The organism is Streptomyces clavuligerus (genome assembly GCF_005519465.1).
GTDB lineage: Bacteria > Actinomycetota > Actinomycetes > Streptomycetales > Streptomycetaceae > Streptomyces > Streptomyces clavuligerus.
Window position 1 is genome coordinate 524,420 of record NZ_CP027858.1, and the last position, 23,071, is coordinate 547,490.

The following is a 23,071-nucleotide window of genomic DNA, read 5'->3' on the forward strand; positions in this document are numbered from 1 at the left end:
TGAGGACAGCCGGCACCGCTGTGACATCTCATCCGACCGGCGCGCGGGCTCGGGCCACGACAAGGAGAGAGCGCCCATGGTCCACCACACACAATCCGCCATCGCGTGGAGGCCGCTGGTCCGCCGTACCGCCGTGGTCATTCCCGCCCTGTCCGCGGTCACCCTGGCCGTCGCTCCCTCGGCCGGGGCTCAGCCGCTGGACGGCGGTGCGGGCTCTCCCGTGGCCGAGAAAATGCCCACGGCCCAGGCCTTCGACGGGACAAGGCAGCTTCCGTCGGTGTCGGAGGTGACCCGGTTGTGCGGTCAGACCGATCGGCACGCGTGCTCGTTCACGATCGATCCCGCGCGTTCGCGTGAGTACACCAGTGTCGTCCACTCCGTGGCCAATGGTGCCATCAACTGCACGAGCGAACCGATGAACGTCAAGCGGACAGTGACACTTCAGTCGATCAGCACGGACAACATCGGTGGGGAGATCTCCGGCAGCGGCACCATCGAGGGGACGGCGGGGACGGACAACGAGGTCAGCGGGTCGGGCACGGGCCAGGTCACGGCGCAGCAGACCCTTCAGGAGAGCGACCGGGGCAGCGAGACCGAGGGGACCACCAACAAGACCGGTACCACCAATCACAGCAACCTCAAGGACAAGGGCCCCACCCAGGACGTCACCTCCGAAAGCACGACGTCCATCAGCGACACCGTGGACCACACCGTCACGGACACCACTCAGACGACCGAGATGGGCAGTACGACCGTGGCCGCCAAGAGCAATATTCATCTCGCGCTGAGAGGCGCCTTCACCGCGGCCTTCAGAGGCATCTGGAACCACACCTGGAGTATGGTCAACACCGAGACGACCGAGGTGCAGTTCACCATCAAGGCCAATGACGAGTTGCAGTTCGGAGCCCTGAACGCGATGACCCGCACGGTCGGCGATCTCGTGGTGGACGGCACAGGCAAGCTGGTCAAGAACGTGACCGTGGACGGCCCGTCCACGGTGAACTCCAGCACGATCGTGGCGCAGACCTTCACCAACCCCGACAGGTGCCAGACACTGCGGCCCCCGGGTGCCAGCGCCCGCCAGCCCGACGACGAGCCCCGGAACGTGCGGCGCTCGGCCGTCCCCGGCGCTGAGCCCGCGCGGCCCACGGCGCGGTACGCCCTGCGGGCCGACGGAACATGGCGGCCCATCGGCTGACCAGCGGTGATCATACGTCGAGGGCGGCCGGAATCCTCCGGCCGCCCTCGACGCCGTTGTGCTGTCAGTCCCTGCCCGCCCTCGTGGCGGGTGCGCGGACCGGCCGGGACCGTGTGGTCATGCCCGCCGGCTGGGCCCCGACAGGGCCGAAGGCCCGCAGGGTCGGTGCGCCGATGGTGTTGTCCGGGGTCCGCGCGTTGTCCCGGGCGTCGCCGCAGCGCGTCTGCTCGACCTTGCTCAGCGGACCGGTGCGCTGGTAGAAGCGGTCGGCGAGCGACCCGGACGGTACGTCCACGGTGATGTCCAGCCGCTCGTTCTCCGTGGTACTCACCAAGGTGCCGGTGATACGTTCCCGGGCCGGCTGCACCTCGATCCAGCTGACCTCGCCGGGCTGCACGGAGACGGAGAGCTTGCGGTCCTCCGTGCGGTTCCACCGGAGCGGGTTGGTGGTGGCCATCTCCAGCGGATTGCCGTCGGCCCTCGTGAAGCCGCTCTCGATCTGGGTGGCGACATGGACGTAGCTCTCCTTCAGGAGGGCACGCTGCGGGGTGAGCGGCTTGTGCTCCTTGTCGACGAAGTACTGGGTGATGTTGTCGTAGGGGAGTTCCTCCCACGTCACCACGCGTTCGTCGGTGATCGAGTTGCGGGTGCAGTTGATGTAGGCCTGGCCCACCATGCGGGGCCTGTCGTAGTACCGGAAGGAGTAGCGGTCGTCCTGCTCGAAACGGCAGGCGGCCGGGGACCGGTTGCAGTCCGCCGCGACGATCCTCGGGAAGATGACCGCATGACCCTTGTACGCCTCGGGCGTCGGCAGCCGGGGCTTCTTGTTCCCGTAGGGTACGGGCGCGGGGTTCTGGGTCGCGGCGAAGCGGGTCAGCAGCGGGCCGCACTTGGATGCCTTGTCCGGCTGCTTCGAGGCGAAGGTGACCTTCGGGTTGTTCTCGGCCGCGGTGAAGGTGTGGGTCACGGTGGTCTGCCAGTTCACCGTCCCCCTCACAGTGCCCTTCGTGGTGAAGGGCGTTGACACATCACCGTCGTCCCCTGCCACGATCACAGCGTAGAGCTGTCCGCCGGTGACTTCGCCCGGGGTGCACTCGTGCAGCGGACTGGGACTGTCGTCCCAGGTCAGGGTCACTTCCGCGCCCTTCTGTACTCGCCACAGGCGGGTGGTCAGGGTGCCGGGGCCCGCACGGTTCAGGGAGGCCGCCTGGAGCCGTTCGGGGTGGCTCGCGAGCTTCGCGGAGAAGAGCTGGGTCTGCTGCGCCGTCCACCGGGCGGGGGCCTGGGGCTGGGCCCCCGAGGGCACGACGGGACGGTCGAGACGGGGGTTCTCGATGGGTACCGCGACCGCTTCCTCGGCGGCGGCCGGGGCAGACGTGGTGGTGAGCGTGAGCGAGCCGCCGAGCAGGGCGGTCACACACCATCTGACAGGGCGTCGTGGCACGGATGTGCCTCCTTAGCTCGAATGTGGGCCCCGGGCGGGCCGGGTCAGCAGGTCCACCAGTCGGACGGGGGGACGATCACATCCGCGCTGGAGAGCCGCTCCCGCATACCCGAGGAGGACTGGCACAGCTCCGACGTACCCTCCTTGGCACTGTGGTCACGGCGCACATCGTGGAAATCCTGCTGAATCCGGGTGTAGCCGTCCTGGTCCGTCTGCCAGGTGTCCTGGGCCTGCCCCGTGATCGGCCTGTTGCAGTTGTGGAAGTTCTCCACCTGGCACTTGTCGTTCGCGGTCTGGTTCTTGGCCACTCCCGAGCATTCCTTACTCGCCGGGATGCCCTGGATCGACCCGCACGGGTCCGTCCCCGGAGGAGAGGGCACCGGCTTTCCCGGGGGCACAGCGGGGGGCGACGGCTGCCCGGGGGACGGTGGCCGAAGCGTCGGCATCGGGGGCGTGGGGGCCGGGCTGGGGTCTTCGGCGTACTGAGCCCGGACCGTGGGAACCGGTGCCGCGGCGCCGGAGGACGGGCCGATGACCAGGGCGGCGGCGACCGCCACGGACACGATTCCCGCCACCGCCATGAGCGGGCGCGCACTGAGGACAGGCATGGAACTCCTTTCGGCAAGAGGTGGCCGCACCGGAGTCCACGGCCGCCGCCGTCAGGCTCTGGCACTCCGCACAGTCTTGCCATCCGACCGCCATGGATCTTGGTCCATTAGCGGAAAACTGCCTCCGCCCAGCCGCGGGGACAGGGACAAGATCGTCCATCGGCATGAACCGCTCGGGCATCGGCATGAACCGCCCCGACGCACCGTCAGCAGCGGGCGCCGATGGGACACGAATGACGCTGAACGACCGCACACTGCGGGCGGATCCGCGAGGGGCACCGCCCGCCGTTCGGAGGGGGCCCGAGAGAACGGACAGTACATGTACGTATCCATGAAGCGCGCCGGATTCCGCGGCGCACTCGTCGCCATGGCCGCCGCCGCGGTGGTCGGCGCCGCGGTGGTCGACGCCACCACGGCTCCGGTGACCCACGCCGTGGGGCACGATCCCCTGGTGCAGAGCTGGGGCGCCAATGTCACCGGACAACTGGGGAACGCCACCATGATCGACCGCTACGCGCCCACTCCGATTCCCGCGCTGCCGAAGCAGGACGTGCAGCAACTGGCGGCAGGAGCAGATGCGACGAGCGGCAGCGGTTTCGCGGTGGCGCTGCTCAACGACAACACCGTGTGGACCTGGGGCCAGAACGACAAGGGCCAACTGGGCACGGGACTCGTGACGAAAGCCATCCCGGTACCCGGCCGGGTACCTGGCCTGAACGGCATCACCCAGGTGGCCGCCGGATCCCTGCACGCGCTGGCCCTCCGCAACAACGGCGACCCGCAGGACGGTGTCTGGGCCTGGGGCGACAACATCCACGGCCAACTCGGCGACAGCACCAACGTTCCCAAGACGGTCCCCGTCCCCGTCCAGGGCCTGACGGGAAGCGGCACCATCGCCGTCGCGACCGGCTGCGAGCACAGTCTGGCCCTGCGCGAGGGCGGCACGCTCATGGCCTGGGGCAACAACGACAAGGGTCAGCTCGGCAACGACACGATCCTGTTGAGCACCATCCCGGTCGAGGTAAAAAATCTCACATCACCGGTCGTCGAAATCGCCGCGGGCTGCAATTTCAGTCTGGCCAGACTCGCCGACGGAACCATCAAGGCATGGGGGGAGAACGGTCATGGCGAACTCGGCAACGGTCAAACAGCGAACAGCCTGACACCGGTGTCGGTGACAGGGCTGCCGCCGGGCTCGGCGGAGCGCATCGTCGCGGGGGGAAACCACTCCTACGCCCTCTACTCCGACTACAGGGTCTACGGATGGGGCAGCAACGACAAGGGCCAGCTCGCCGACGGTACGATCAACCCCCGCACCCAGGCCATGCAGGCGTCCAAGCTCCCCAAGGTGACCTCAATCGCCGCGGGCAAGGACTACGGAATCGCCCTCACGGACGGCAACCAGAACATCATCGGCTGGGGCAACAACGCCCGGGGCCAACTCGGCAGCGGCACCACGGACCCGCACACCTTGGTCGGCCAGGACACCCCCGTCCTCATTTTCCAGCAGGAGGACGAGGCGGACAATCCCTACACCCGCATCGCCGTCCCCACCGCCGGCGAATCCAGTTACGCGTACTGACACCGCTCACTGCCCGGACGTGGTGTCGTCGGCGACTGACCAGGTGTGAGCGCATCGGGTGAGTCGAGGTTGATCTTCGCCCTCCAGCAAGCCGCGGGCGACGGCGGCCTCGTGGTTGCCGGGGCCGTATCCGCCGGTCAGACAACGGCGGTGAACAGGCCGGCCTCCGGTTCACCTCCGGTTCAAAGGAGGCATGCCCGGTGAAGCCGCCCTGGTGCCGGGTGCGGTTCCTGTGGACGTGCCGCGCGTCGGGATCGACGGTGGACATCATCCGGTCCGCCACCGTGCCGTGGGTGTTGCGCCAGCGGCCGTCACGGCCGTCGGCGTCCTGGCCCGGTTCGATGTCCTGCCCGGCGACCAGGGCCAGCAGGCCGACCGCGTTCGCGGCCCTCTCGCCGAGCTCCCGGTCGGGGCAGCCGCCCTTCTCGGTCCGTCGGATGAGTTCGGTGCGGGCCGGCAGCCGGTGGATTCTGGTCAGCTTGCCCCCGGGTATGACGATCCGGTCCTTGCTCCGGTTTGTCCTGACCGCCCTGCCGTCGCAGAGGACTCATCATCGCGCTGGCCGCCGCCTGCGAGGACGGCATGCCGCCCGGGGAGCCACTGCTGCCCACAGGCCGTGACAGGGACTGTGCGGACGAGATCCTGTCCGTGTATCTCGACGGCACCACCCGCGCGGGCGCACCGGCGTTCGCCGGATTCGACCACCGGCGTATCAAGCCGGAGCTCGCGTGGGCCGCGCAGCTCCTGGCCGGGTACACAGCTGAGGACGTCATGGGATTCGCCCGCGAGGCCCGGGCGGAGAGCCTGGCCGCCCCGGTGGGCTCCGTGCAGACGGTCGGGACCCGGCGGGTATCCGCGTGGGTGCGTTACTACGCGCAGATGGCCGATCTGGTGCTGACCCTGCGGCGGGCCGGTTTCGATGTCCGGGTGGTCTCGGCGTCCGCGGAGCCGGTGGTCCGGGTATGGCGCAAGAGCTGGGCATCCCGTCCGAGAAGGTGATCGGGATTCGCAACGTGACCAGCGAGGGGAAGCTGACATCCCATCTGGCGCCGTGCGGTGACGCCCCGCCCGACTCGGTCATCACCTGCATCGAGGGCAAGCGCTGTTTCATCAATCAGGAGATCCTCGGTATCTCCGGTACCGCCGCCTTTCAGCGGGCTCCCGCCGGCATGCGTCAGGTGTTCGCCGCCGGGGACTCGGACACAGACGTCACTTTCGTGGGTGACGCGACCGGCCTTCGTCTGGTCATCAACCGGAACTACCAGGAGCTGATGTGCCACGCCTATGACAACGCGGACGGCCGGTAGCTGGTGAATCCGATGTTCATCGAACCGCTGCCGCGCCGGGCCGCCCTGTATCCCTGCTCCACCCGCGCCTGCACCAGGCCGGACGGCACGCTCGGCCCGGTCCTCGACGACTCCGGCCGGGTGATCGAGGACCAGGCCGACACCGTGTACTGACGTCAGGGCCGGGGAGGGCCGATGGCGGTGCTCTCCCCGCCGTTCTCCAGGTGTCCGGCGAGGCGCCGTGTGAAGGCCGGGACGCCGTCCAGGGTGATGGCGAGGTCGTACCAGCCGTGGGTGGCGTCGGTGTTCCGGTCGAGCACGAGGGGCTTGCCCGGTTCCACCGTGTGGGGTGTGGCGGGGGCGGGGTCGAGCAGGTCGTCGACCTGGACGGTCAGGGCCTCGGTACCGAGATTGGTCAGGGTGATGGTGAGGGTGTGTGTGACGGCGGGCAGAGAGGTCGTGACGGCGAGGGCCGCGTCCTTGCCCTGGTGGGTGCCCGCGAACTCGCGGCGGAACCCGTTGGGGCCGATCACCGTGAAGCGGTATTCGCCGGTGGTGCCGCCGGGCACGGGGACGCTCTTCGTTCCCTTGGAGACGTCGACGTGCCGGGGCAGGAGGTTCGTGCCGGTGCAGGGGTACACGGTCAGATGGGCGGAGGCCGCGCCGCTGTTCGCGAGGGTGAGGCCGAGGTCACCTCCGGCTGCCTTGGCGGCGCAGTAGGCGTCGGGCTGGTAGGGCAGGGCGCGGGCCCTGCGGGCTCCGGCAGGCAGGGGCGGGCGGGTCGCCGTACCGAAGTCGAAGACGCTGCTCAGGTCCCCGGCGACCGTCTTGCGCCAGTTGCTGATCAGGGGCTGCTCGACACCGGTCCACGCTTCGAGGAAACGGATCTGGGAGGTGTGGTCGAAGACCTGTGAGCACATGTATCCGCCCCGGGTCCACGGCGAGACGACGAGGAAGGGGACCCGGATGCCCAGACCCAGTGGTCCGTCTGTTTGATCCGGGTTGCCCTTCACGAACTCGTCGGGATGCTCCCCTGCCGGCGGCACGGGCGGCGGCATGTGGTCGAACAGCCCGTCGTTCTCGTCGTAGCTGATGAGCAGCACCGTGGAGTCCCATACATCGGGGTCGGCGGCGAGGGCGTCGAGGACCTGGTAGACGATCTTCTGGCCGTCACGGGGCTGAGAGTTGCCGGGGTGCTCGCTGTCCCCGGTCGGCGCGACGATGTACGAGACCCGGGGCAGCTTGCCGGAGAGGACGTCAGCACGCAGCTCGCGCACAAAGCCGCGGGTGGTGCTCATGGGGTTGGCGGGCTGGGCTCGGAACAGACCTCGCTCGTACAGCGCTTTGTCGCGAGGGTCCGTGAGCTGGGCGGCGGCGTCGGCGAGCGCCTTCACCCAGGCGGCCTGGGTGGTGGTGTCTTTCCCGGCGAGGTCGTCGTAGAAGGCGTAGAGGCTCTTGTGCGTGATGCCTGCCTCGGCTTTTCCGGCCCGGGCCAGGACGTCGCGGTAGACCTTCTTGAACTGGTCGAAGAACTCCAGGTTGTTGTCGTAGAAGTTGTCCCACTCCTGGTAGACCTTCCAGCTGACGCCCCCGTCCTGGAGCAGCTCGGCGTAGCTGAACCACCGGGTCTTGCCGTCGGCGGCCAGCTTGTATCCGGGCGCGTCGCCGGCGTAGTGCTTTTTGTCGTCGGGGTCCTCCAACTCGTGGGCGTGGGCGTCGTTCGCCCGGTAGGCGCTATCGGGCTGTTGGCCGGTGTAGCCGCTGAAGAGGTAGTTCCGGTTGGAGGTCGTCTCGCTCATGATCGAGCAGTGGTAGGCGTCGCACAGGGTGAACGTCTCGGCCAGTTCCCGGTAGACCGGCACGCCGGCTCCCGGGTAGTAGCCCATGGTGGCCTCGGTCTTGGCCGGGATCCAGGCGTCGTACCAGCCCTGGTTCCACGCCTGATGTCCGGTTTCCCAGTGGTGCTCGGTCGCACTGTCCTCGCTGCCGCTGGGGTCGAGGGCGTAAGGGCTTACCACGTCACCGCCGCTGGGCTGGTCCATGACGGTCATGCCTTTGGCGCCCCGGCGCTCCACGAGGTTCGGATCGTTCAGGCCCCGGGCACCGGGGTAGTCACCGAAGTAGTGGTCGAACGAGCGGTTCTCCTGCATCAGCAGGACCACATGCTCGATCGCCTTCAGCCCGCCGGAGCGTGGGGGCCGGGCGAGTGCTTCCCGCACGGAGAGCGGAAGGGCGGAGGGCGGCGTTCTCATGGGGATCTTCCTGGTATGCGTGACGCGGCGGACTCGGGCGGGTTGCCTCGCCTCTGGCGCGGCCCGCGCCGGTGGGGGGGGTGGTCACGTGGCTTTCTGCGGGGCCTCGACGGCCCCGGGCGGCTCATACGTCGACGACACGGCCGAAGGTGACGGTGTCCGCGCCCCGGGTGGGGCACGCTGAGTGTCGCAGCCCAGGACGGGCTGCCGTGGCCACTGATGACCGTGGCGTGTCGCACGTCGCCCGTTCCGCGATCACCCGTGCCGACCTGCCGTGAAATGGAGTTGGTATGACGTACATCAGCGATCTGACAGTCCTGGATGGGACCAAGCCGGATGGGTCCGACACGGTACCCCCCACGGGCTATACCAAGATCTGGGTCGACCTCAACAGCGGTGCCCATGGCGATTATCTGTACTTCGCCTACGCCACCAGCAGCGACCGGAAGAAGGCCATCACCGACATCCAGTTCTCCGTGGGCGACAAGCCGACGCCGCCGTCCGGATACCAACCGATCGACACCGACCTCAACAAGAACACCGGCAAGCACAGAAAAGCCATTTGGGCGCTCTTCACCCGCGATCCGATCGCGGGCGGCCCGCTGACCGGGCTGCGGGTCCACGCCGGACAGGCCGGGTCCACGCCCCAGCCTCCCTGGTTCAGCATTGACCAGGACCTCAACGAAGGCGCCGACGGGGACTACGTCCGCCTCCTGTACACGACCTCATAGGCAGGGAGCCGACGGCGGGGATTCGGCGGAGCGCACACGGCAGACGCCCCTGCCGCATGTGCGGCGCTCCTGGTGCCACGTCAGTGCTACCCGGGCGACAACGGGGACCGGACAGGCCCTTCTTCGGCGGAGCGGTCGAAGACCCCCGGCTGCTGATCTCGGGGGCGAGGCCGACAGGCTCGTCCAGTTGGCCGTACCAGTCGTGCGTGCGTCGGCACTGGCAACCCCCGCACCGTCCTCGGTGTTCTCGGCGAAAACACCGGCAACTCCGGCAACTCCGGCAGCGTCGACGGCGATGGCGGCACCAACACCTGCACCATCGACCCCGTCTCCACCGGCACCGTCACCAACTGCTGACCACACGGCCCGCCGGACCCGGACGGCGAATCCGGCTGACGCGGACCCCGACCGCTGTTGTCGGCGTACACGTGAAGGCCCGTACGCCGACAGGCGGGAAGTGGACGACCTCGGTCAGCCCTGCCGCCCTCTGGTTCAAAACGCACCAGTACGGCACCTCCGTCTGCGGCCGGCCCGGGTCCCGTACCGGCCCCCGCACCTTCGACCGTCCCGAGGCGATGGCCCAGGCGCACGCCCTGCCCTGCGAGTCCGGGCCGGGGCCCGCGGGCTTGTCGCTCCATCTCCCGGCACCTTCGGCCACTGGGGGCATACCGGTTGCGGCGAGTGAGTGATTCACGCGCCTTCGGCGTGTTGATCCACTGTGCGGGGATAGCAACCGCCATGTCGTGCGTGTCTTCAGCGGCACGGGACCGGTCCCCTCACACCAGACCAGGAGTGGCGTCATGAACCTTCCCCTTCCCCCGAGCGGATCCGGCGGCCGGCGGCTGCTCGCCGTGGCCTGCGGGGTCGTCGTCCTCTCCGCGCTCGCGGCCCCGGCGGGCGCGGAGCCCGGGAAGGAGCGGGCGGTGGAACACGGGCATGTCGTGTTCTCGGACGCCGGTACCCATACCTGGACACGGCCGGAAGGCGTCGAGAATGCCACCGTGTATCTGTGGGGCGGCAGCGCGGGAGGCGCCGGTGGTGGCGGTGGTGGCGGAGGAGGGGGAGGCGCCGGAGGTGGTGGCGGCGGAGGGGCCGGCGGGGCCGGCGCGGGGGGTGGCGCGGGGGCGTTCGTGGAGTGTCATCTCGGCAGATACCAGCTGCTGACCGTGCCCAGAAACCTCTCTGTGGTGGTGGGTGGCGCCGGAGCGGGAGGCGCCGGCGGGGCGGCCGGAGCGGGCGGGCCCCTCGGCTCTCTCACCTCGCCCTCCGTCCCGGCGACCGCGGGAACCGCCGGGACGGGAGGCACCGGCGGCGGGGACTCCCGGTTCATCGCCACGTCCACCGTCTTCGGCCCGAATCCGGCCGATCTGGCCAGGGCCGGTGGCGGTACGGGCGGCGGGGCTCCCGGAGGCGGCGGGCTGGGGCAGCGCGGAAACAAGGCCGGCACGAACCCCATCGACGACCCCTTCGGCGACACCCTGGGCGGGGACGGCAGGCCCGGCGCCGGAGGACACGGCGGCACCCCGGGGGGCGGGGGCGACACCTACTGTCTGCCCAAGAACCCTCCCCCGGTCCTCACCGGCGGCGGCAACGGCACACCCGGCACCGCCGGGGCGGCCGGCGGGACGGGTGAGTTCACCTCGGGCGGCGACGGAGGGGCAGCGGGCACCGCCGGAGCCGGGGGCACTTCCCCGGCCGTGTCCTCGGTGACGCTCGCGGACGGGACGGTCTTCACCGTCCCGGCCAATGTCCGCGCCGGGGGCGGCCCCGGCGGCTCCGGCGGCCGTGGCGGTGCCGGCAGCTCCGGCAGCTCCGTCTACCGCAACACCCAGAACGAGCGGACCCTCGTCGCCGCCCGTCCGGGTGTCAACGGCGCCCCCGGCTCCCACGGCGGCTCCGGCTCCCCGGGGCTGGTGATCGTCTCCTGGTAGCCCCGCAGGAGTGCCTGGTGTCGGTGCTCTGCGGATACGGCTGTGGCCCTTCACCGTCCGCCTCACGCCCACCGCTCCACCTGCCCCGTCCCGGGCCCTGGCTCGGGCGGCGCAGCAGGTCGTCGCGTTCCCTGATCAGAGCGCGGGTTCGGGCGGGATCGCGGCTGGCGCGTGCCGTGGCGAGACGCAGCAGGAGGCTGCGGACTTCCCGGATCATCCTGTGGCGGGGCGGGGCGTGTTCGGGGGTGGGGGCTTTGGCCAGGGGCGGGCGGGGAGGCGGTCCGGGGAGGGAGTGTGCAGGCCGGTGGGTCCGAGGGTGCAGCCGTCCAGGGGATGCCTCGACCAGGCCCTGCACATCCGCCTCGACAACCGCCAGACACGGCATGACCTCCGCCATGCCGCACTTCATGCTGACCGGCCTCAGCTCCATCGCCCCCATCCCAAGATCACTTGCTGATCGTTTCAGAATGAGGTTCGGAGTCGTCGGAGGCAGATAATGCTGCAGGCGAGTTGGAGCAGGCCCAGGTGGAGGTCGGCGCGTCGTTCGTAGCGGATGCGGAGTCGCTTGAACTGGTGCAGCCAGGGGCGGGCCGCCCTGCGCCGGGCGCGGGGGTGCGGCAGTCGGCTCGTGCCAGGTCAGCCGGATCGCGACGTCAGGGGGGACGTGGCCCGTCTGGTCGCCGTCGGCGAGGAGGACCAGCGGTCGGCCCGCCTCATCCCGGGCAGCCATCACACCGCTCACGCGGTGAGCCATCGGAAACAAGGGGTTGACCGCCGGCCGCACGGTCGCCGTCTGGTCCAGGGCGGACAGCCGGCCGATCAGCTCGCCGACCGTCAGCTCCGGCGTATCGGGGTTCTGTGGTTCCACGGGGTCCTTCTTATGTACGGGAGCCGGAAGGCACCGGAGCGGGGGAGGCATATGCGGCGGGGGAGAACGGACCCTCCCGCTCCGGAGTGCACGGTGCGGCCGGGTGGGTTCACCGGGGGCGGGAAAGTCCCAGGACGGCGGCCACGGCCACCGCGACGACCTGGGCGGGGGTATCGGTATCGAACGACACGTGGTAGCCGGGGACCTGGGCGGTCCCGGTCACGGCGAGTTTCCAGCCCTCCCCGTCCGTGCCCGGCCGCCCCGTGGGAAACCAGCCGAGGTACAAACGCCCGTCACTGGAGTTGATGTGGACATCGGCGCGTCGTCCACGAGCAGTTTGAAGTCGGCGTCGGCGAACTGGTCGATCACGAGCATCGGCTGGCCGGGCCCGAGCTGCCGTGAACGCAGCCGCAGCGCCTCGACGGTGGTGGAGAATCCGGGCGGGGAAAGATCGGCAGTCAACACGATCACCTCTCTGACCTGCTATTTCCCTGCGAGTTGTCCACGTTGGCATGCCCCCGCCCGCGTGCACCAGTCCTTTCGCGGTCTTCCCTGTCTGCCCCCGGCGAATTACTGAAAATATGGACAGAATGCCCCGAATTACATTCGACGGAGAGGGTCGCCCACGGTCCGGACCCCCTCACCGGAGAAGGAACATGACGCGCAGCACGCACCCGCACCGGCCCAGCACGCTCACCGACCGCGTCGCGGCCATCGACCGGACCGCCCTCGCTGCGGAACTGGACGAACACGGCAGCGCCCCCGTCGGGCGGCTCCTCACCCCCGAGGTGTGCCGTGGGATCGCCGCCCTGTACGGCGACGACGAGCGCTTCCGGGCCACGATCGACATGGCCCGCTACCGCTTCGGTTCCGGCCGGTATCGCTATTTCACCCATGAGCTGCCCGCGCCCGTGCGGGAGCTGCGCGAGGCGTTCTACCCGCTGCTGTTGCCGATCGCCCGCGCGTGGGCCGACAAGCTCGGCCGGGACGCGCCGTGGCCGGACTCGCTGGAGGAGTGGATCGCACGGTGCCACGCGGCCGGACAGGACAAGTCCGCGGAGATCCTGCTGCGTTACGGCCCAGGGGACTGGAACGCGCTGCACCAGGACGTCTTCGGCGAGCTGGTCTTCCCGCTCCAGGTCGTCGTCGGCCTGGACGCCCCCGGGCGCGACTTCACCGGCGGCGAGTTCCTGATGACCGAGCAGCGGCCGCGTGCCCAGTCCCGTAGGCGTCCACCACCCTGGAGCAGGGGCACGCGCTGGTCTTCACCACCTGGGACCGGCCCGTCGCCTCCCGGCGCGGCTGGTCCGCGGGGCCCATGCGGCACGGAGTGAGCACGGTCCGCTCCGGCGCCCGGCACACGCTCGGCCTCGTCTTCCACGACGCGAAATGACCGGCCGCCATGGGCGGGACGCGTCCTCGCGGGCTGCGGCCCGCGAGCCGTCTGACGGCCCGGAGCCCCGACGCATGGGTGCCGGCGGGGCCCCGCTGGGCGTCGCGCAGCCGGTGCGGCGTCTCGCCCACTCCACCGCGTACGGAACCGCCTGGGGCGTCCGGCACGACGGGTTCATACGCCTGCCGGGAACACCCTCACCGGCCGCCCGGAGTCAGGCGGACTGCCGGTGGCGGTGGTAGCCCGCGGCGGCGTGAGGATGCAGGAGCGTTGGGCCCGCCTCGCCGTCATCGGCCGGCAGGAACCGGCTCAGCTCGCCCCGGCCGCTGATCCGGAGCTTGCGGTAGCAGTGTGTGAGATGCGATTCGACGTTGCGCAGGCTCACGTGGAGCAACCGGGCGATGTCCCGATTGCTCATACCCTGCGAGGCCAGCTTGGCGACCTGACGCTCCGAAGGCGTCAACAGCGCCTCCGCGGACACCTTGCGGGGGTCCGGCCGGCCGCCCGCGTCACGCAGCGCCTTCTGCACCAGCTCCACCAGTCCGTCCGCGCCCAGAGCGATGCTCACCTCGTTGGCCCGGTGCAGCAACTCGCGGGCTCGGACGGTGGATCCGTCCTGCTGATAGGCGTGCCCCGTCGCGTACAGCGACTGCGCGTACAGCAACGGAGCCTCCTCCGCGTCGAGGAGGTCGACCGCGCGACGGGTGAGCCGCAGCACGTCACCCACGGGAGACACGGCGGCCAGCGCGAGCAGCGCCCTGCCCTGGGCGAACGGTGCGCCCCAGCGCAGGGCGAGGTCGGCCTCCTGCTGGGCCAGCCGCCGGGCGTCGGGCAGATTGCCCAGACCGGCACAGATCAGCGCCTTGGTCGAACGCCACGGCAGCACCGCCGGGTTGCTGATCCCCCGGCGGCCCAGCTCCCGCTCGCAGTAGGTGACGAGAGCCAGGGCCTGTCGCGTGTGACCCAACCGGCCCAGAGCGCGGGCGGCGCTGTGGGCGAGGTGCAGATGCCACCAGGCGGCGGGCTGCCCGGCCGGCGGCACCTGGACGTCCAGCAGTTCGCTCGCCTCGGCGAGCTGGTCCTTCTCCACGGCCACATCGATCAGCACGCTGCGGGCCAGGGCGCCCATGTGATGGGCGTCCGCGCCGATCCGCCGCAGTGCGGTGAGTGCCAGCCGGGCGTCGTGCCCCGCCTCCGTGAGCAGGCCCCGGTGCATGTGCAGCAGGGCGCGGACGGACCGGGCTTCGGCGATGCGGGTCGCCGCGCCCTCCTGGACCGCGAGCCGCACCTCCGTGTCGATGTGACTCTGCGCCTCGTCGAAGTCCCCCGCCCAGATCAGCCCCAGCAGCGCGTAGTACCAGGAAGGCGAACCGTAGGGGGTGCGGGGCGTGGCGAGGCACATGCGGCAGAGCCGGCGCGCGGCGGAGGCCGACTCGCCGTTCCCGATACGGCGCAGCATGACGCTCTCCAGACGCTCAAGCCCGCGCGGGGCGCCGGCGCACGCGCCGTCGTCCATACAGATGTGGGCCAGGTGCCGGCTCAGCCGGGCCGCCGCGGCCGTGCCCTTGTCCCGCACCGACTGGGCGCCGTTGAGCACCTGACGGGCCTCCTGCGGCCTGCCGAGGCGGATCAGGGTGTCGGCCAGCCGGTGCGCACGCGCGGCCAGCTCCCGGTGCCCCGAACTGAGCCCGAGCAGCGCGTACTGCGCCGGTACGGATCCGGGGAGGTCCAGTTCGAGGAGGGTTCGCACCCGCAGTTCGGCGATGCGCAAGGCCAGCTGCTCCGGGACGCCGTGACGCTCCACTGTCTCGATGTGCTGGAGAGCCGTGGGCGCGTCCCCCGGCAGCAGCTCCTCCGCCGCGTCCAGCAGCAGGGTGGCCATCCACGGTTCGTCCAGGGTGGCCGCCTGCACGAGGTGCGGGGTGATGTCGGCGGGGGCGAACCTGCGGTTGTGCAGACACCGGGCGGTCTGCTGGTGCAGCACGGCACGGTGCGAGCGCGGGATGTCGAGGTAGAGGAGCCGCGCGATGATGGGGTGGCGGAATGTCAGGCTCGTCGGGTGCAGGATGCCGCACTCGGCCAGCTGCTCCAGGCTGCGTGACGCATCCTCCACGGACAAGGAACAGAGTTCTCCGATGAGTTCGGCGTTCATCGCCGAGCCGCCGACGACGCTGGCGGCGTGCGCGACGCGCAGACCGTCGAGGTCCAGTCGGCGCAGCAGGCACAACACGCGGTCCTTGACCGCCCGGAGTCTTATCGGGAGGTCCGCCGCGGAGTCGCGCCGATCTCCGTCGCCCGACTGCTCCGCGCTGGGGGTGGCCAGTATCTGCTGGGTCAGCAGATACGGATTGCCGCCGCTGTCCGCGATGAGAGTCTCCGCGGGACCCGGGACGCAGCTGCCGAGGGCCTCGACCAGACGGGACGCGGTACTCGGGCTGAGGTCCTCCAGATGCAGATGCCGATCCGGACGGATGCTCTCCATGAATTCGACCAGAAGGTGCTGGTCGCTGGCTGGTTCTCCCCGGCGCCGGCTCGCCAGCAACACCACCCGAATGTTTTCGATCCGACGCAAGAGGAATCCCAGCCATAAGAGAGAATCCCGATCGACGCACTGAATGCAATCGATCGTCACCAGAATCGGGATGCGCTCCGATGTCGCACTTATTACCTTGTACAGATCGGAGAGATGCAGATATTGCGGGTCGACCGGTGCCGGATGCGGCGCGCCCTGTCCGGGTGGGGCCGAGGGGACTCCCGCATTTTCCAGACAGCTGAACAGCTGATGAACGATACCCATCGAAAAGCGGCGTTCCGTAGGGGCGGCGGTGGCTGAAAGCACCAGCATGCCCCGCTGCCGGGCCTGCTCCTCCGACCATCGGAGCAGCGTGGTCTTCCCGGTCCCGATGATGCCCTCCATCAGGGCGGAGGCTCCTTCGCCCGCCAACGCGGAGTCGAGCATCTCCTCGATGATCCGGAATTCCTTATTCCGTCCGAACAACTCCCTTGACATCAATTATATCCCCCTGTTCGACAGTAAAGATGAGCGCCTGGAGACCACCCTTTCCAGCATTTTGGGCCGAGTTGGGTGAGTGCTGCACGCGTACTGTCCGGACGCTAACACGTCGCGCGGTCGCACACGGTTGTCGAGCGCGAGATGTCCCTTCGGTCGATTCTGCGGATCCACCGTATTGAGGAGCGGTCATTCCGCACGGGTACGGTCGGCCGGGCCGTGCGGGGGCCTGGCACGGTCGGTGTCCGTCACCCCGGAGGTCGTAGTCGTCCCGGCGAACCGAAAGGGTGGCAGCGCATGTCCACGAAGACCGAAGAGCCAGGCACGGAACACCTTTCCCCCTTCCAGGCCGGGCTGCTCGCGCAAGTGCGTCGGCGGCCCGGCACCGGGGTGTGCGTCGATCACGTGGTGATCGGCCTCACCGGCACTCTCCATCCGTACGTGCTCGCCGAGGCATGGCGGGAGCTGGCGTGCCGTCCTTCCGCGCTGCGCGCCGGGGTACGGGACCACGCGGACGGCTCCGCCGCCTACCGGTCGGATGGTCGGCCGGTGTGGCGGGCGGTGGACTGGAGAGCCACCCGGGAGCCTGTACGGGGGGCCATGCTGCGCGAGCGGCTGGACCGCGAACGGGCCCACGGACTCCCGCTGGATGGCACCCCGTTGAGCCGGACCCTGCTGGTGCGGTGCGGCGAACAGGAGTGGACCCCTGCCTGGCGCTTCTCCCGCCCGGTGGTCGACCAGTGGTCGGCCGCCACTGTCGTCACCGAACTGTTCGCAGCCTACCGGGCGTTGCTCGCGGGCCGATGTCCGAAGCCGGCGACGGCACCCCGATACCCGGACGGACTGACCGCCCGGCCCGTCCCGGCCAGAACCCCGAGGTCCCGAGCCGGGAGCACGCCTGTTCCGGACCCCGACCTGTCGGCGCGGGCCCTCGTGCCGGCACGGCACTTCCTGCTGATGCCGGACGACGAGCGGCCACCCCACCACGCCACCCCCTTCGACGCCGTGGATCTGGACCTGGGCGCTTCGGCCGCCGCCGTACGCCGCATGTGCCGGACACACGGGATCGTCCCCGCCGCCGTGCTGCACGCCGCCTGGCTGATGCTGCGGCCCACCGGAGCCGGAGGCCGCCCGGCCTGGGAGGCCGTCCTCCCGCGACGGCCCGTCGGACGGCCGGGGACCTGGGACGCCGTCGGATCGAGGGAGACCGCGGTGACGCTCCCGGCCGTACCGGACATGCCCCGGCCCCTGCTGTCCTGGCTGGACGAAATCGGCGGCCGGCTGACGGACGCCGTCGGGTCGGACCACGGCGTCCCCGGGTCAGGGACCGCGGACAGCGCCGTATTCGCCGGTGAGGCGGAGCTGCCCCGCCCCGACCTGCTCGACCTGGGCCTCAAGGTCACCGCCGCGCACGACGACGCCCGCCCGCACCACGCCCTGGCCCTGCGCCTCCGGCCCGGACAGGACCTGCCGGTGCGCCTCACCTACGACCGGACCCGCACCTCCCGCTCCACGGCCGAGCGGCTCACGGCCCAGCTGCGGGACCTGGTGGGCGCCCTCGCCGGCGCGTCCCCCCGGACCACCGTGGCCGAACTCGGGGCGGGCGCGTGATGACGGACCTGTCGGTACGCCTGTTCTGTCTGCCGTACGCCGGGGCCTCGGCCCGGATGTACGAGGCCTGGGCGCGGAAGCTGGCCCCGTCGATCGTGGTCACCCCGGTCGAGCTGCCGGGCCGGGGCTCCCGGGCCCACGAGCGCCCGGTGGCCGGGACCGAAGCCCTCCTGCGGGACCTGACCGCCTTCGTGACCCGTTTCTGCGATCGGCCGTTCGCCCTGTTCGGGCACGGGCTCGGCGCGCTGCTGGCGTACGAGATCGCGGCCCGCCTGGAGTGGCGCCACGACCGGGTCGCCGAGCGGCTCTACGTGTCGGGGCAGGGGGCGCCCCGCGCGGGGGCCGGGATGGACGAGCTGAGCCGACTGCCGCACGAGCCGTTCCTCGCCCGGGTGCGGGAACTCTACGGATCCGCCCGCAGGACCTTCGCCGATCCGGAGGCGATCGGCAGGCTACTGCCGCTGATGCGGGCGGACTTCGCCATCGCCGAGGCATACCGGGCGCGCGCCGAGGACGTGCTGCACTGCCCGGTCACCGCCCTCGGCGGCCGGGGTGACGCGTCGGCGGACCGGGCGCGGCTCGCGGGCTGGAGGGCGCACACCCGGCGGCACTGCCAGGTGCGGATGTTCCCCGGGGGCCATCTGTTCCCGCACACGGCGGGGGAGCAGGTGACCGACATGCTCGCCACGGACCTCAACGGGACGGGTGGCTTCCGTCCCGGGGGCGGGCCCGTACGTGCATACGCTCCCCTTGCCGGCCGAAGAGGCTGAGCACCTCGACGGGTCCCTCCCCGGTGGTGCCGAACCAGTGCGGCAGCCGGGTGTCGAACTCGGCCGCCTCACCCGGACCCAGCGTCAGATCGTGGTCGGCCAGCAGCAGCCGGAGCGTGCCGGAGAGGACGTACAGCCACTCGTATCCCTCGTGGTTGCACAGGTCGGGCGTCTTCCGGGTGGCGGGCAGCACCATCTTGAACGCCTGGAGTGGACCGGGCTGGCGGGTCAGCGGCAGCACCGTGTTGCCGTTGACGCTCCGGGGCGAGGTCCTGATTCGCGGATCGCCGACCTCCGGAGCGCCCACCAGCTCGTCCAAGGGGACCTGGTGGGCCTGGGCGATCGGCAGCAACAGCTCCAGGCTCGGCCGGCGCTGACCCGACTCCAGCCGGGACAGCGTGCTCTTGGAGATTCCGGTCGCCTCGGCGATCGCGGTCAGCGACACCCCGCGCTGCGTGCGCAGCCAGCGCAACCGGGGGCCCACCTCGTCGAGGACCTGGGAGATGGCAGGTGATTGCTTCATACGTCCATTCCACCGGGCCGTTGCGAAAACGGCAACAAACGTTGGCCCGTGGCGGGCGGCGAACGCACCCTGTGCGTGCTGCGCTCGGGAGCAGGCACGGCAGGAAAAGTGAAACGAGAGGGGCGGACATGTCCGAGAACGGATCGCGGAACGGCTTCACGCACGAGGGTGGCATCGACGTCGTCGTGATCGGTGCCGGGGCCGGCGGCCTCAATGCCGCGCTGGTCCTGGCCCGGGCGCGCCGCCGGGTGGTCCTCGTGGACTCGGGAGCGCCGCGCAACGCGCCCTCCGCGCACATGCAGGGCTTCCTGTCCCGCGACGGGATGGCGCCGAGCGCGCTCCTGGAGACCGGCCGAGCCGAAGTGTCCGGATACGGGGCGGAGTTCATACGGGGTGAGGTCGACGACGTGGAGCGCGAGGGCGAGGACGACGCGCCGCGCTTCACCGTCCGCCTCGTCGGCGGCGTGGCCCTGAGCACCCGCCGGGTGGTCGTGGCGACCGGCCTGCGCGACGAACTCCCGGACATCCCCGGCGTCCGTGAGCGGTGGGGGAAGGATCTGCTCCACTGCCCGTACTGCCATGGTTACGAGGTCAGCGACCAGCCGCTCGGCGTTCTCGGGACCAGCCCCGGCGCGGTCCGGCACGCCCTGCTGTTGCGCCAGTGGTCCGACGACGTCGTGCTGTTCCGGCACGGGTTGGAGCTGACCGACGACGACCGCAGGGCCCTCTCGGCGCGGCAGGTGCCCGTCATCGAGGGGACCGTCAAGCGGCTCGTGGTCGAGGACGACCGGCTGCGCGGGGTCGAACTCGCCGAGGACAGCGGCGTCGCCCGCAGCACGGTCTTCGTCGTACCGCGCATGGTGCCGCGCGACGGACTCCTGACCGCGCTGGGCTGCGAGCGCGGAGCCGACGGGTGGATCGCGACCGACCGCTCCGGCCTCACCAGCGTGCCCGGCGTGTGGGCGGTCGGCAACGTCGTCGATCCCCGTGCCCTGGTGGTCAGTTCGGCCGGTATGGGATCCGCCGCCGCGTTTGCGCTCAACCACCAACTGGTCGACGAGGACGTCGCGTCGGCCGTCCGGGCGGCTGCCCGGACCGTTGCCTGACGGGACCGAACAGACATGTCCACCAAGTTACCGACGCCCGACGGGCCCCAGAGGAGAGAGCTGCGATGGACCCCACCAAGCCGCTGACCGAACCCAAGCTGCCCCCGAGAACACCGGCGGCCGGACCGGTGGGCTCCGGCGACGGCCCCGGGGGTGGGCACCGAGCCCCCGGCAAGGACACCGGGTCCCCGGCCGGGCTGGCGTTCGTGATGCTCGCCGTCGTCCAGGCCACGCTGATCTTCACCATCACCCTGATCGCGGTGCCGCTGCCCGCGATCGGCCGGGAATTCGGCCTGAGCGCCGCGGACCTGGTCCTGGTCAACGCGGCGTACGGGCTTCCCTACAGCGGTCTGCTGCTGTTCGGCGGCCGGCTCGCCGACCGGTACGGCGGCCGCCCGATGTTCGTGCTGGGCCTCGTGCTGTTCGGCCTCGCGTCCGCGGCGGCGGCCTGGGCCCCCTCATTCGAGGCGCTGGTCGCCGTACGGTTCAGTCAGGGCCTGGGCGCGGCGCTCACCGCACCGGCGGCGCTCGCCGTACTGCGCGCCGTCTTCCGCGAGCCCGCGGCCTTCGGCCGGGCCATGGCGAGCTGGGGCGGTGTGTCCGTCCTCGGCGCCGCGGTCGGCACGCTGACTTCGGGCGCCGTCACCACCTGGGTCTCCTGGCGCTGGATGTTCGCTGTTCCCGTGCTCGTCGCCGCGATCGCGCTTCTGCTGACCCGCCGGCTGCTCCCGGCCGACCCCGCCGACGCCTCGGCCGCCCCGCAGGGTCTCGACCCGGCAGGGGCACTCCTCGCCACCCTGGGTATCTCGATCGGCAGCTACGGCCTCATCCTCAGCGGTGAGCACCCGTGGAGCTCGCCCCACGTCCTCGTACCCCTCGCGATCGGGGCCGTCCTGCTTGTCCTGTTCCTGATGGTCGAACGGCACGTACGGGATCCGCTCCTGCCGCCCGGCTTCACCATGGAGCCCCGTCGGCTGGTGGGCCTCGTCGGTATCCTGCTGGCAGCGGCGGGCACCGGCCTGGTGACCTTCCTGCTCTCCCTCTACCTCCAGCAGCAGCAGGACTGGTCCACCCTGGCCACGACCGGCGCGTTCGTTCCCTTCACCCTGGCCCTGATCATCGCCAACCAGCTGGCCGGGCGGGCGGTCGGCCGGTACGGCCCGGGAGCCGTCACCATCGCCGGGCTGGTGGCCGGCGCCGTCGGGCTGGCGCTGCTCACCGGCATCGGCCCCGGCACTTCCTTCGCCCTCGGGCTGATGCCGGGCGCGGTTCTGCTGGCGGCGGGCACGTCCTTCATCTTCTCCGGCTCCGCCGTGCTGACCACCACGAACGTCCCCGCCCACCAGGCCGGACTGGCGGGCGGGGTGATGAACACCGCTATGGAACTGGGGCCCACGGTGGGCCTGGCCGCTCTGATGGCGGTGGCCGCGGCCCAGGCCGATGTGGTCGTCGGCTACGCCTGGGCGTTCGGCGCCGGAGCCGTTGTCTACCTGGTCGCCGCGCTCGCGGGGGCCGCGGTGGTGCGGCGCCCGGACTAGGCGGCCCTGACCGACCCACGACGCACTGCGGGCGTGCCGTCCCCGGGGGACGGCACGCCCGGCATGCGGTCAGGCCTTGCCGGGCGGGGACTCGCCCCAGCCCCAGACCGGAACGGTCTCCCGCCGCGAGGGCTGCGCGTCGGGCTGGGAATTCGCCATGGCCCGGCGGGAACCCCATTCGATATACGCGACGAATGCCGACCTGAACTCCGAGTCGGAAGGCAGTCCGACTTCGTCGGCGGCCTCCAGCATCAACGTCACCCAGCGCTGCCGCTGTTCCGGCTGGATAGCCCGGCCACGATGGCTCTTCAGCATGCGCCGGAACCCGCCGAGTTCTTCGGTGTAGGTCGCGGGCCCCCCGAAGACCTCGCCGAGCCAGGTCGCCACGTGCTGAGGGTGGTCATCCGTCATGTACTGGAAGAGCGGGGCCAGGAGTTCATCCTTGCGTACTCGCCGGTAGAACTCTTCGGTGAGCCGTTCCAGCGTTTTTGCGCCACCGACCCATTCGTACATCGTCGGAATGTCCTCCGCCATCACGACACCTCCGTTCGTCGGTGGTTCTCCGATGTGGCCAGCAGTTCGGCGACGAGCTTGGCCACCTGCTCGGGCGAGGGCAGCGACGGATGGCTGGAGCGGTTGCCCGTTCCGGGGTCGAAACCCTCGTGCCAGACGGGCTCCGGCACCACACAGCCGTCCTCCCGCAGCTGCGCGACATTGCGCCGCACAGTCGGCTTCTCCCACATGCGCGCGCCCATGACCGGGAAGAACGCCACGGGGGAGTCCGCAGCGAGGATCACTGTGCCGAGGCGGTTGGGGGCGGCCCCCGTGGCGGCCATGGCAAGCGTGTTCGCCGTCGCCGGCAGCACCAGCAGGATGTCGTGGTCGGCCGCCAGCCGGGACGGTTTGTCGGTCGGCCAGTCGTCCGGCGACTCGCCGCTGACCACCCGCTCCGCGAAAAGCGCCGCCGTCTGCGGCGACAGGAACGAAGTGGCGGCCGGCGTGAGCAGCACGGTGCAGGTGACGTCCAGACGTGCCCGCAGGGTGCCGAGATACGACGGCAGCGACGGCGTCGCAATGGAACCGGTGGCGGCGACGAGTATGCGTTTTCCTCCGGAAGGAGAGGGGATCGGATTTTCCATGGCGAAATGATGAGGGGGAATTCATGACCCGGTCAACACCGTTGTGTTCCGCGCCTCTTGACCATTCGGTGGTACCGAAGG

The 23,071-nt window shown here is 70.5% G+C and carries 18 protein-coding genes and 3 pseudogenes; 12 read left to right on the forward strand and 9 right to left on the reverse strand.

Going from position 1 to position 23,071, the window contains the following annotated elements:
* Nucleotides 1–76 precede the first annotated feature (76 nt).
* Nucleotides 77–1,198, forward strand: coding sequence for a hypothetical protein (locus CRV15_RS02075; RefSeq protein ID WP_230864185.1), 1,122 nt, complete (start codon nucleotides 77–79; stop codon nucleotides 1,196–1,198).
* A 64-nt stretch (nucleotides 1,199–1,262) separates the two neighbouring features.
* Here the strand turns inward: CRV15_RS02075 and CRV15_RS02080 are convergent, their stop codons facing one another.
* Together CRV15_RS02080 and CRV15_RS36515 are read right to left on the reverse strand one after the other, a co-directional pair.
* Nucleotides 1,263–2,642 (reverse strand): hypothetical protein, encoded by a 1,380-nt coding sequence (locus tag CRV15_RS02080; RefSeq protein ID WP_003955892.1) that lies wholly within the window; start codon nucleotides 2,640–2,642, stop codon nucleotides 1,263–1,265.
* 44 nt (nucleotides 2,643–2,686) lie between these two features.
* A complete protein-coding gene (locus CRV15_RS36515; protein WP_009998031.1) occupies nucleotides 2,687–2,950 on the reverse strand; it encodes a hypothetical protein in 264 nt (87 codons plus the stop codon).
* Nucleotides 2,951–3,569: 619 nt separating this feature from the next.
* Here CRV15_RS36515 and CRV15_RS02090 point away from each other — a divergent pair.
* From CRV15_RS02090 to CRV15_RS35800, 4 genes are all read left to right on the forward strand, one after another.
* Nucleotides 3,570–4,832, forward strand: coding sequence for an RCC1 domain-containing protein (locus CRV15_RS02090; protein WP_158692573.1), 1,263 nt, complete (start codon nucleotides 3,570–3,572; stop codon nucleotides 4,830–4,832).
* A 582-nt stretch (nucleotides 4,833–5,414) separates the two neighbouring features.
* Nucleotides 5,415–5,831, forward strand: coding sequence for an HAD family hydrolase (locus tag CRV15_RS02095; RefSeq protein ID WP_029183125.1), 417 nt, complete (start codon nucleotides 5,415–5,417; stop codon nucleotides 5,829–5,831).
* Entirely contained in the window at nucleotides 5,795–6,139 is a 345-nt protein-coding gene (locus tag CRV15_RS02100) for a hypothetical protein (RefSeq protein WP_029183124.1), read from the forward strand. The genes CRV15_RS02095 and CRV15_RS02100 overlap by 37 nt, the downstream gene beginning before the upstream one ends.
* Before the next feature lie 12 nt (nucleotides 6,140–6,151).
* Complete coding sequence (locus CRV15_RS35800) at nucleotides 6,152–6,292, forward strand: hypothetical protein (RefSeq protein WP_003962535.1); 141 nt, start codon at nucleotides 6,152–6,154, stop codon at nucleotides 6,290–6,292.
* A gap of 2 nt (nucleotides 6,293–6,294) precedes the next feature.
* Here CRV15_RS35800 and CRV15_RS02105 read toward each other — a convergent pair whose 3' ends face one another.
* Nucleotides 6,295–8,370: an alkaline phosphatase family protein gene (locus CRV15_RS02105; protein ID WP_003962534.1), complete on the reverse strand. Its 2,076-nt coding sequence runs from the start codon at nucleotides 8,368–8,370 to the stop codon at nucleotides 6,295–6,297.
* 290 nt (nucleotides 8,371–8,660) lie between these two features.
* On the opposite strand from CRV15_RS02105, the gene CRV15_RS02110 reads away from it, so the two are divergent.
* Both CRV15_RS02110 and CRV15_RS37345 read left to right on the forward strand, forming a co-directional pair.
* Entirely contained in the window at nucleotides 8,661–9,101 is a 441-nt protein-coding gene (locus CRV15_RS02110; protein WP_003955886.1) for a hypothetical protein, read from the forward strand.
* Nucleotides 9,102–9,901: 800 nt separating this feature from the next.
* Nucleotides 9,902–11,032 carry a hypothetical protein gene (locus tag CRV15_RS37345; RefSeq protein ID WP_009998029.1) on the forward strand — a complete coding sequence of 377 codons (1,131 nt, stop codon included), beginning with the start codon at nucleotides 9,902–9,904 and terminating at the stop codon, nucleotides 11,030–11,032.
* Between the two features lie 462 nt (nucleotides 11,033–11,494).
* Here the strand turns inward: CRV15_RS37345 and CRV15_RS02135 are convergent.
* Together CRV15_RS02135 and CRV15_RS36525 are read right to left on the reverse strand one after the other, a co-directional pair.
* Nucleotides 11,495–11,614 (reverse strand): annotated as a pseudogene (locus CRV15_RS02135) (IS5/IS1182 family transposase); the annotation flags it as partial.
* Nucleotides 11,615–12,009: 395 nt separating this feature from the next.
* Nucleotides 12,010–12,362, reverse strand: a pseudogene (locus tag CRV15_RS36525) (SPDY domain-containing protein).
* A gap of 194 nt (nucleotides 12,363–12,556) precedes the next feature.
* On the opposite strand from CRV15_RS36525, the pseudogene CRV15_RS02155 reads away from it, so the two are divergent.
* Nucleotides 12,557–13,293 (forward strand): annotated as a pseudogene (locus tag CRV15_RS02155) (2OG-Fe(II) oxygenase).
* 214 nt (nucleotides 13,294–13,507) lie between these two features.
* On the opposite strand, the gene CRV15_RS02165 reads toward CRV15_RS02155, so the two are convergent.
* On the reverse strand, nucleotides 13,508–16,303 hold the full coding sequence (locus tag CRV15_RS02165) for a BREX system ATP-binding domain-containing protein (RefSeq protein WP_003962529.1): 2,796 nt from the start codon (nucleotides 16,301–16,303) through the stop codon (nucleotides 13,508–13,510).
* Between the two features lie 297 nt (nucleotides 16,304–16,600).
* Here CRV15_RS02165 and CRV15_RS02170 point away from each other — a divergent pair, with 297 nt between their 5' ends.
* Both CRV15_RS02170 and CRV15_RS02175 read left to right on the forward strand, forming a co-directional pair.
* On the forward strand, nucleotides 16,601–17,914 hold the full coding sequence (locus CRV15_RS02170) for a condensation domain-containing protein (protein ID WP_009998022.1): 1,314 nt from the start codon (nucleotides 16,601–16,603) through the stop codon (nucleotides 17,912–17,914).
* Nucleotides 17,914–18,684, forward strand: a complete 771-nt coding sequence (locus tag CRV15_RS02175) for a thioesterase II family protein (RefSeq protein ID WP_003962528.1) — start codon at nucleotides 17,914–17,916, stop codon at nucleotides 18,682–18,684. The genes CRV15_RS02170 and CRV15_RS02175 overlap by 1 nt, the downstream gene beginning before the upstream one ends.
* Here the strand turns inward: CRV15_RS02175 and CRV15_RS02180 are convergent.
* The gene (locus CRV15_RS02180; RefSeq protein ID WP_003955875.1) at nucleotides 18,608–19,207 is read right to left on the reverse strand and encodes a helix-turn-helix domain-containing protein; all 600 of its coding nucleotides are present in this window, start codon (nucleotides 19,205–19,207) and stop codon (nucleotides 18,608–18,610) included. The genes CRV15_RS02175 and CRV15_RS02180 overlap by 77 nt on opposite strands.
* A gap of 128 nt (nucleotides 19,208–19,335) precedes the next feature.
* Here CRV15_RS02180 and CRV15_RS02185 point away from each other — a divergent pair, with 128 nt between their 5' ends.
* Nucleotides 19,336–20,313, forward strand: coding sequence for an NAD(P)/FAD-dependent oxidoreductase (locus CRV15_RS02185; RefSeq protein WP_009998020.1), 978 nt, complete (start codon nucleotides 19,336–19,338; stop codon nucleotides 20,311–20,313).
* Between the two features lie 65 nt (nucleotides 20,314–20,378).
* Complete coding sequence (locus CRV15_RS02190; RefSeq protein ID WP_003962526.1) at nucleotides 20,379–21,851, forward strand: MFS transporter; 1,473 nt, start codon at nucleotides 20,379–20,381, stop codon at nucleotides 21,849–21,851.
* A gap of 69 nt (nucleotides 21,852–21,920) precedes the next feature.
* Here CRV15_RS02190 and CRV15_RS02195 read toward each other — a convergent pair whose 3' ends face one another.
* Complete coding sequence (locus CRV15_RS02195) at nucleotides 21,921–22,385, reverse strand: group II truncated hemoglobin (protein ID WP_003955872.1); 465 nt, start codon at nucleotides 22,383–22,385, stop codon at nucleotides 21,921–21,923.
* Nucleotides 22,385–22,990 (reverse strand): flavoprotein, encoded by a 606-nt coding sequence (locus tag CRV15_RS02200; protein ID WP_003955871.1) that lies wholly within the window; start codon nucleotides 22,988–22,990, stop codon nucleotides 22,385–22,387. The genes CRV15_RS02195 and CRV15_RS02200 overlap by 1 nt, the downstream gene beginning before the upstream one ends.
* Between the last annotated feature and the right edge of the window lie 81 nt (nucleotides 22,991–23,071).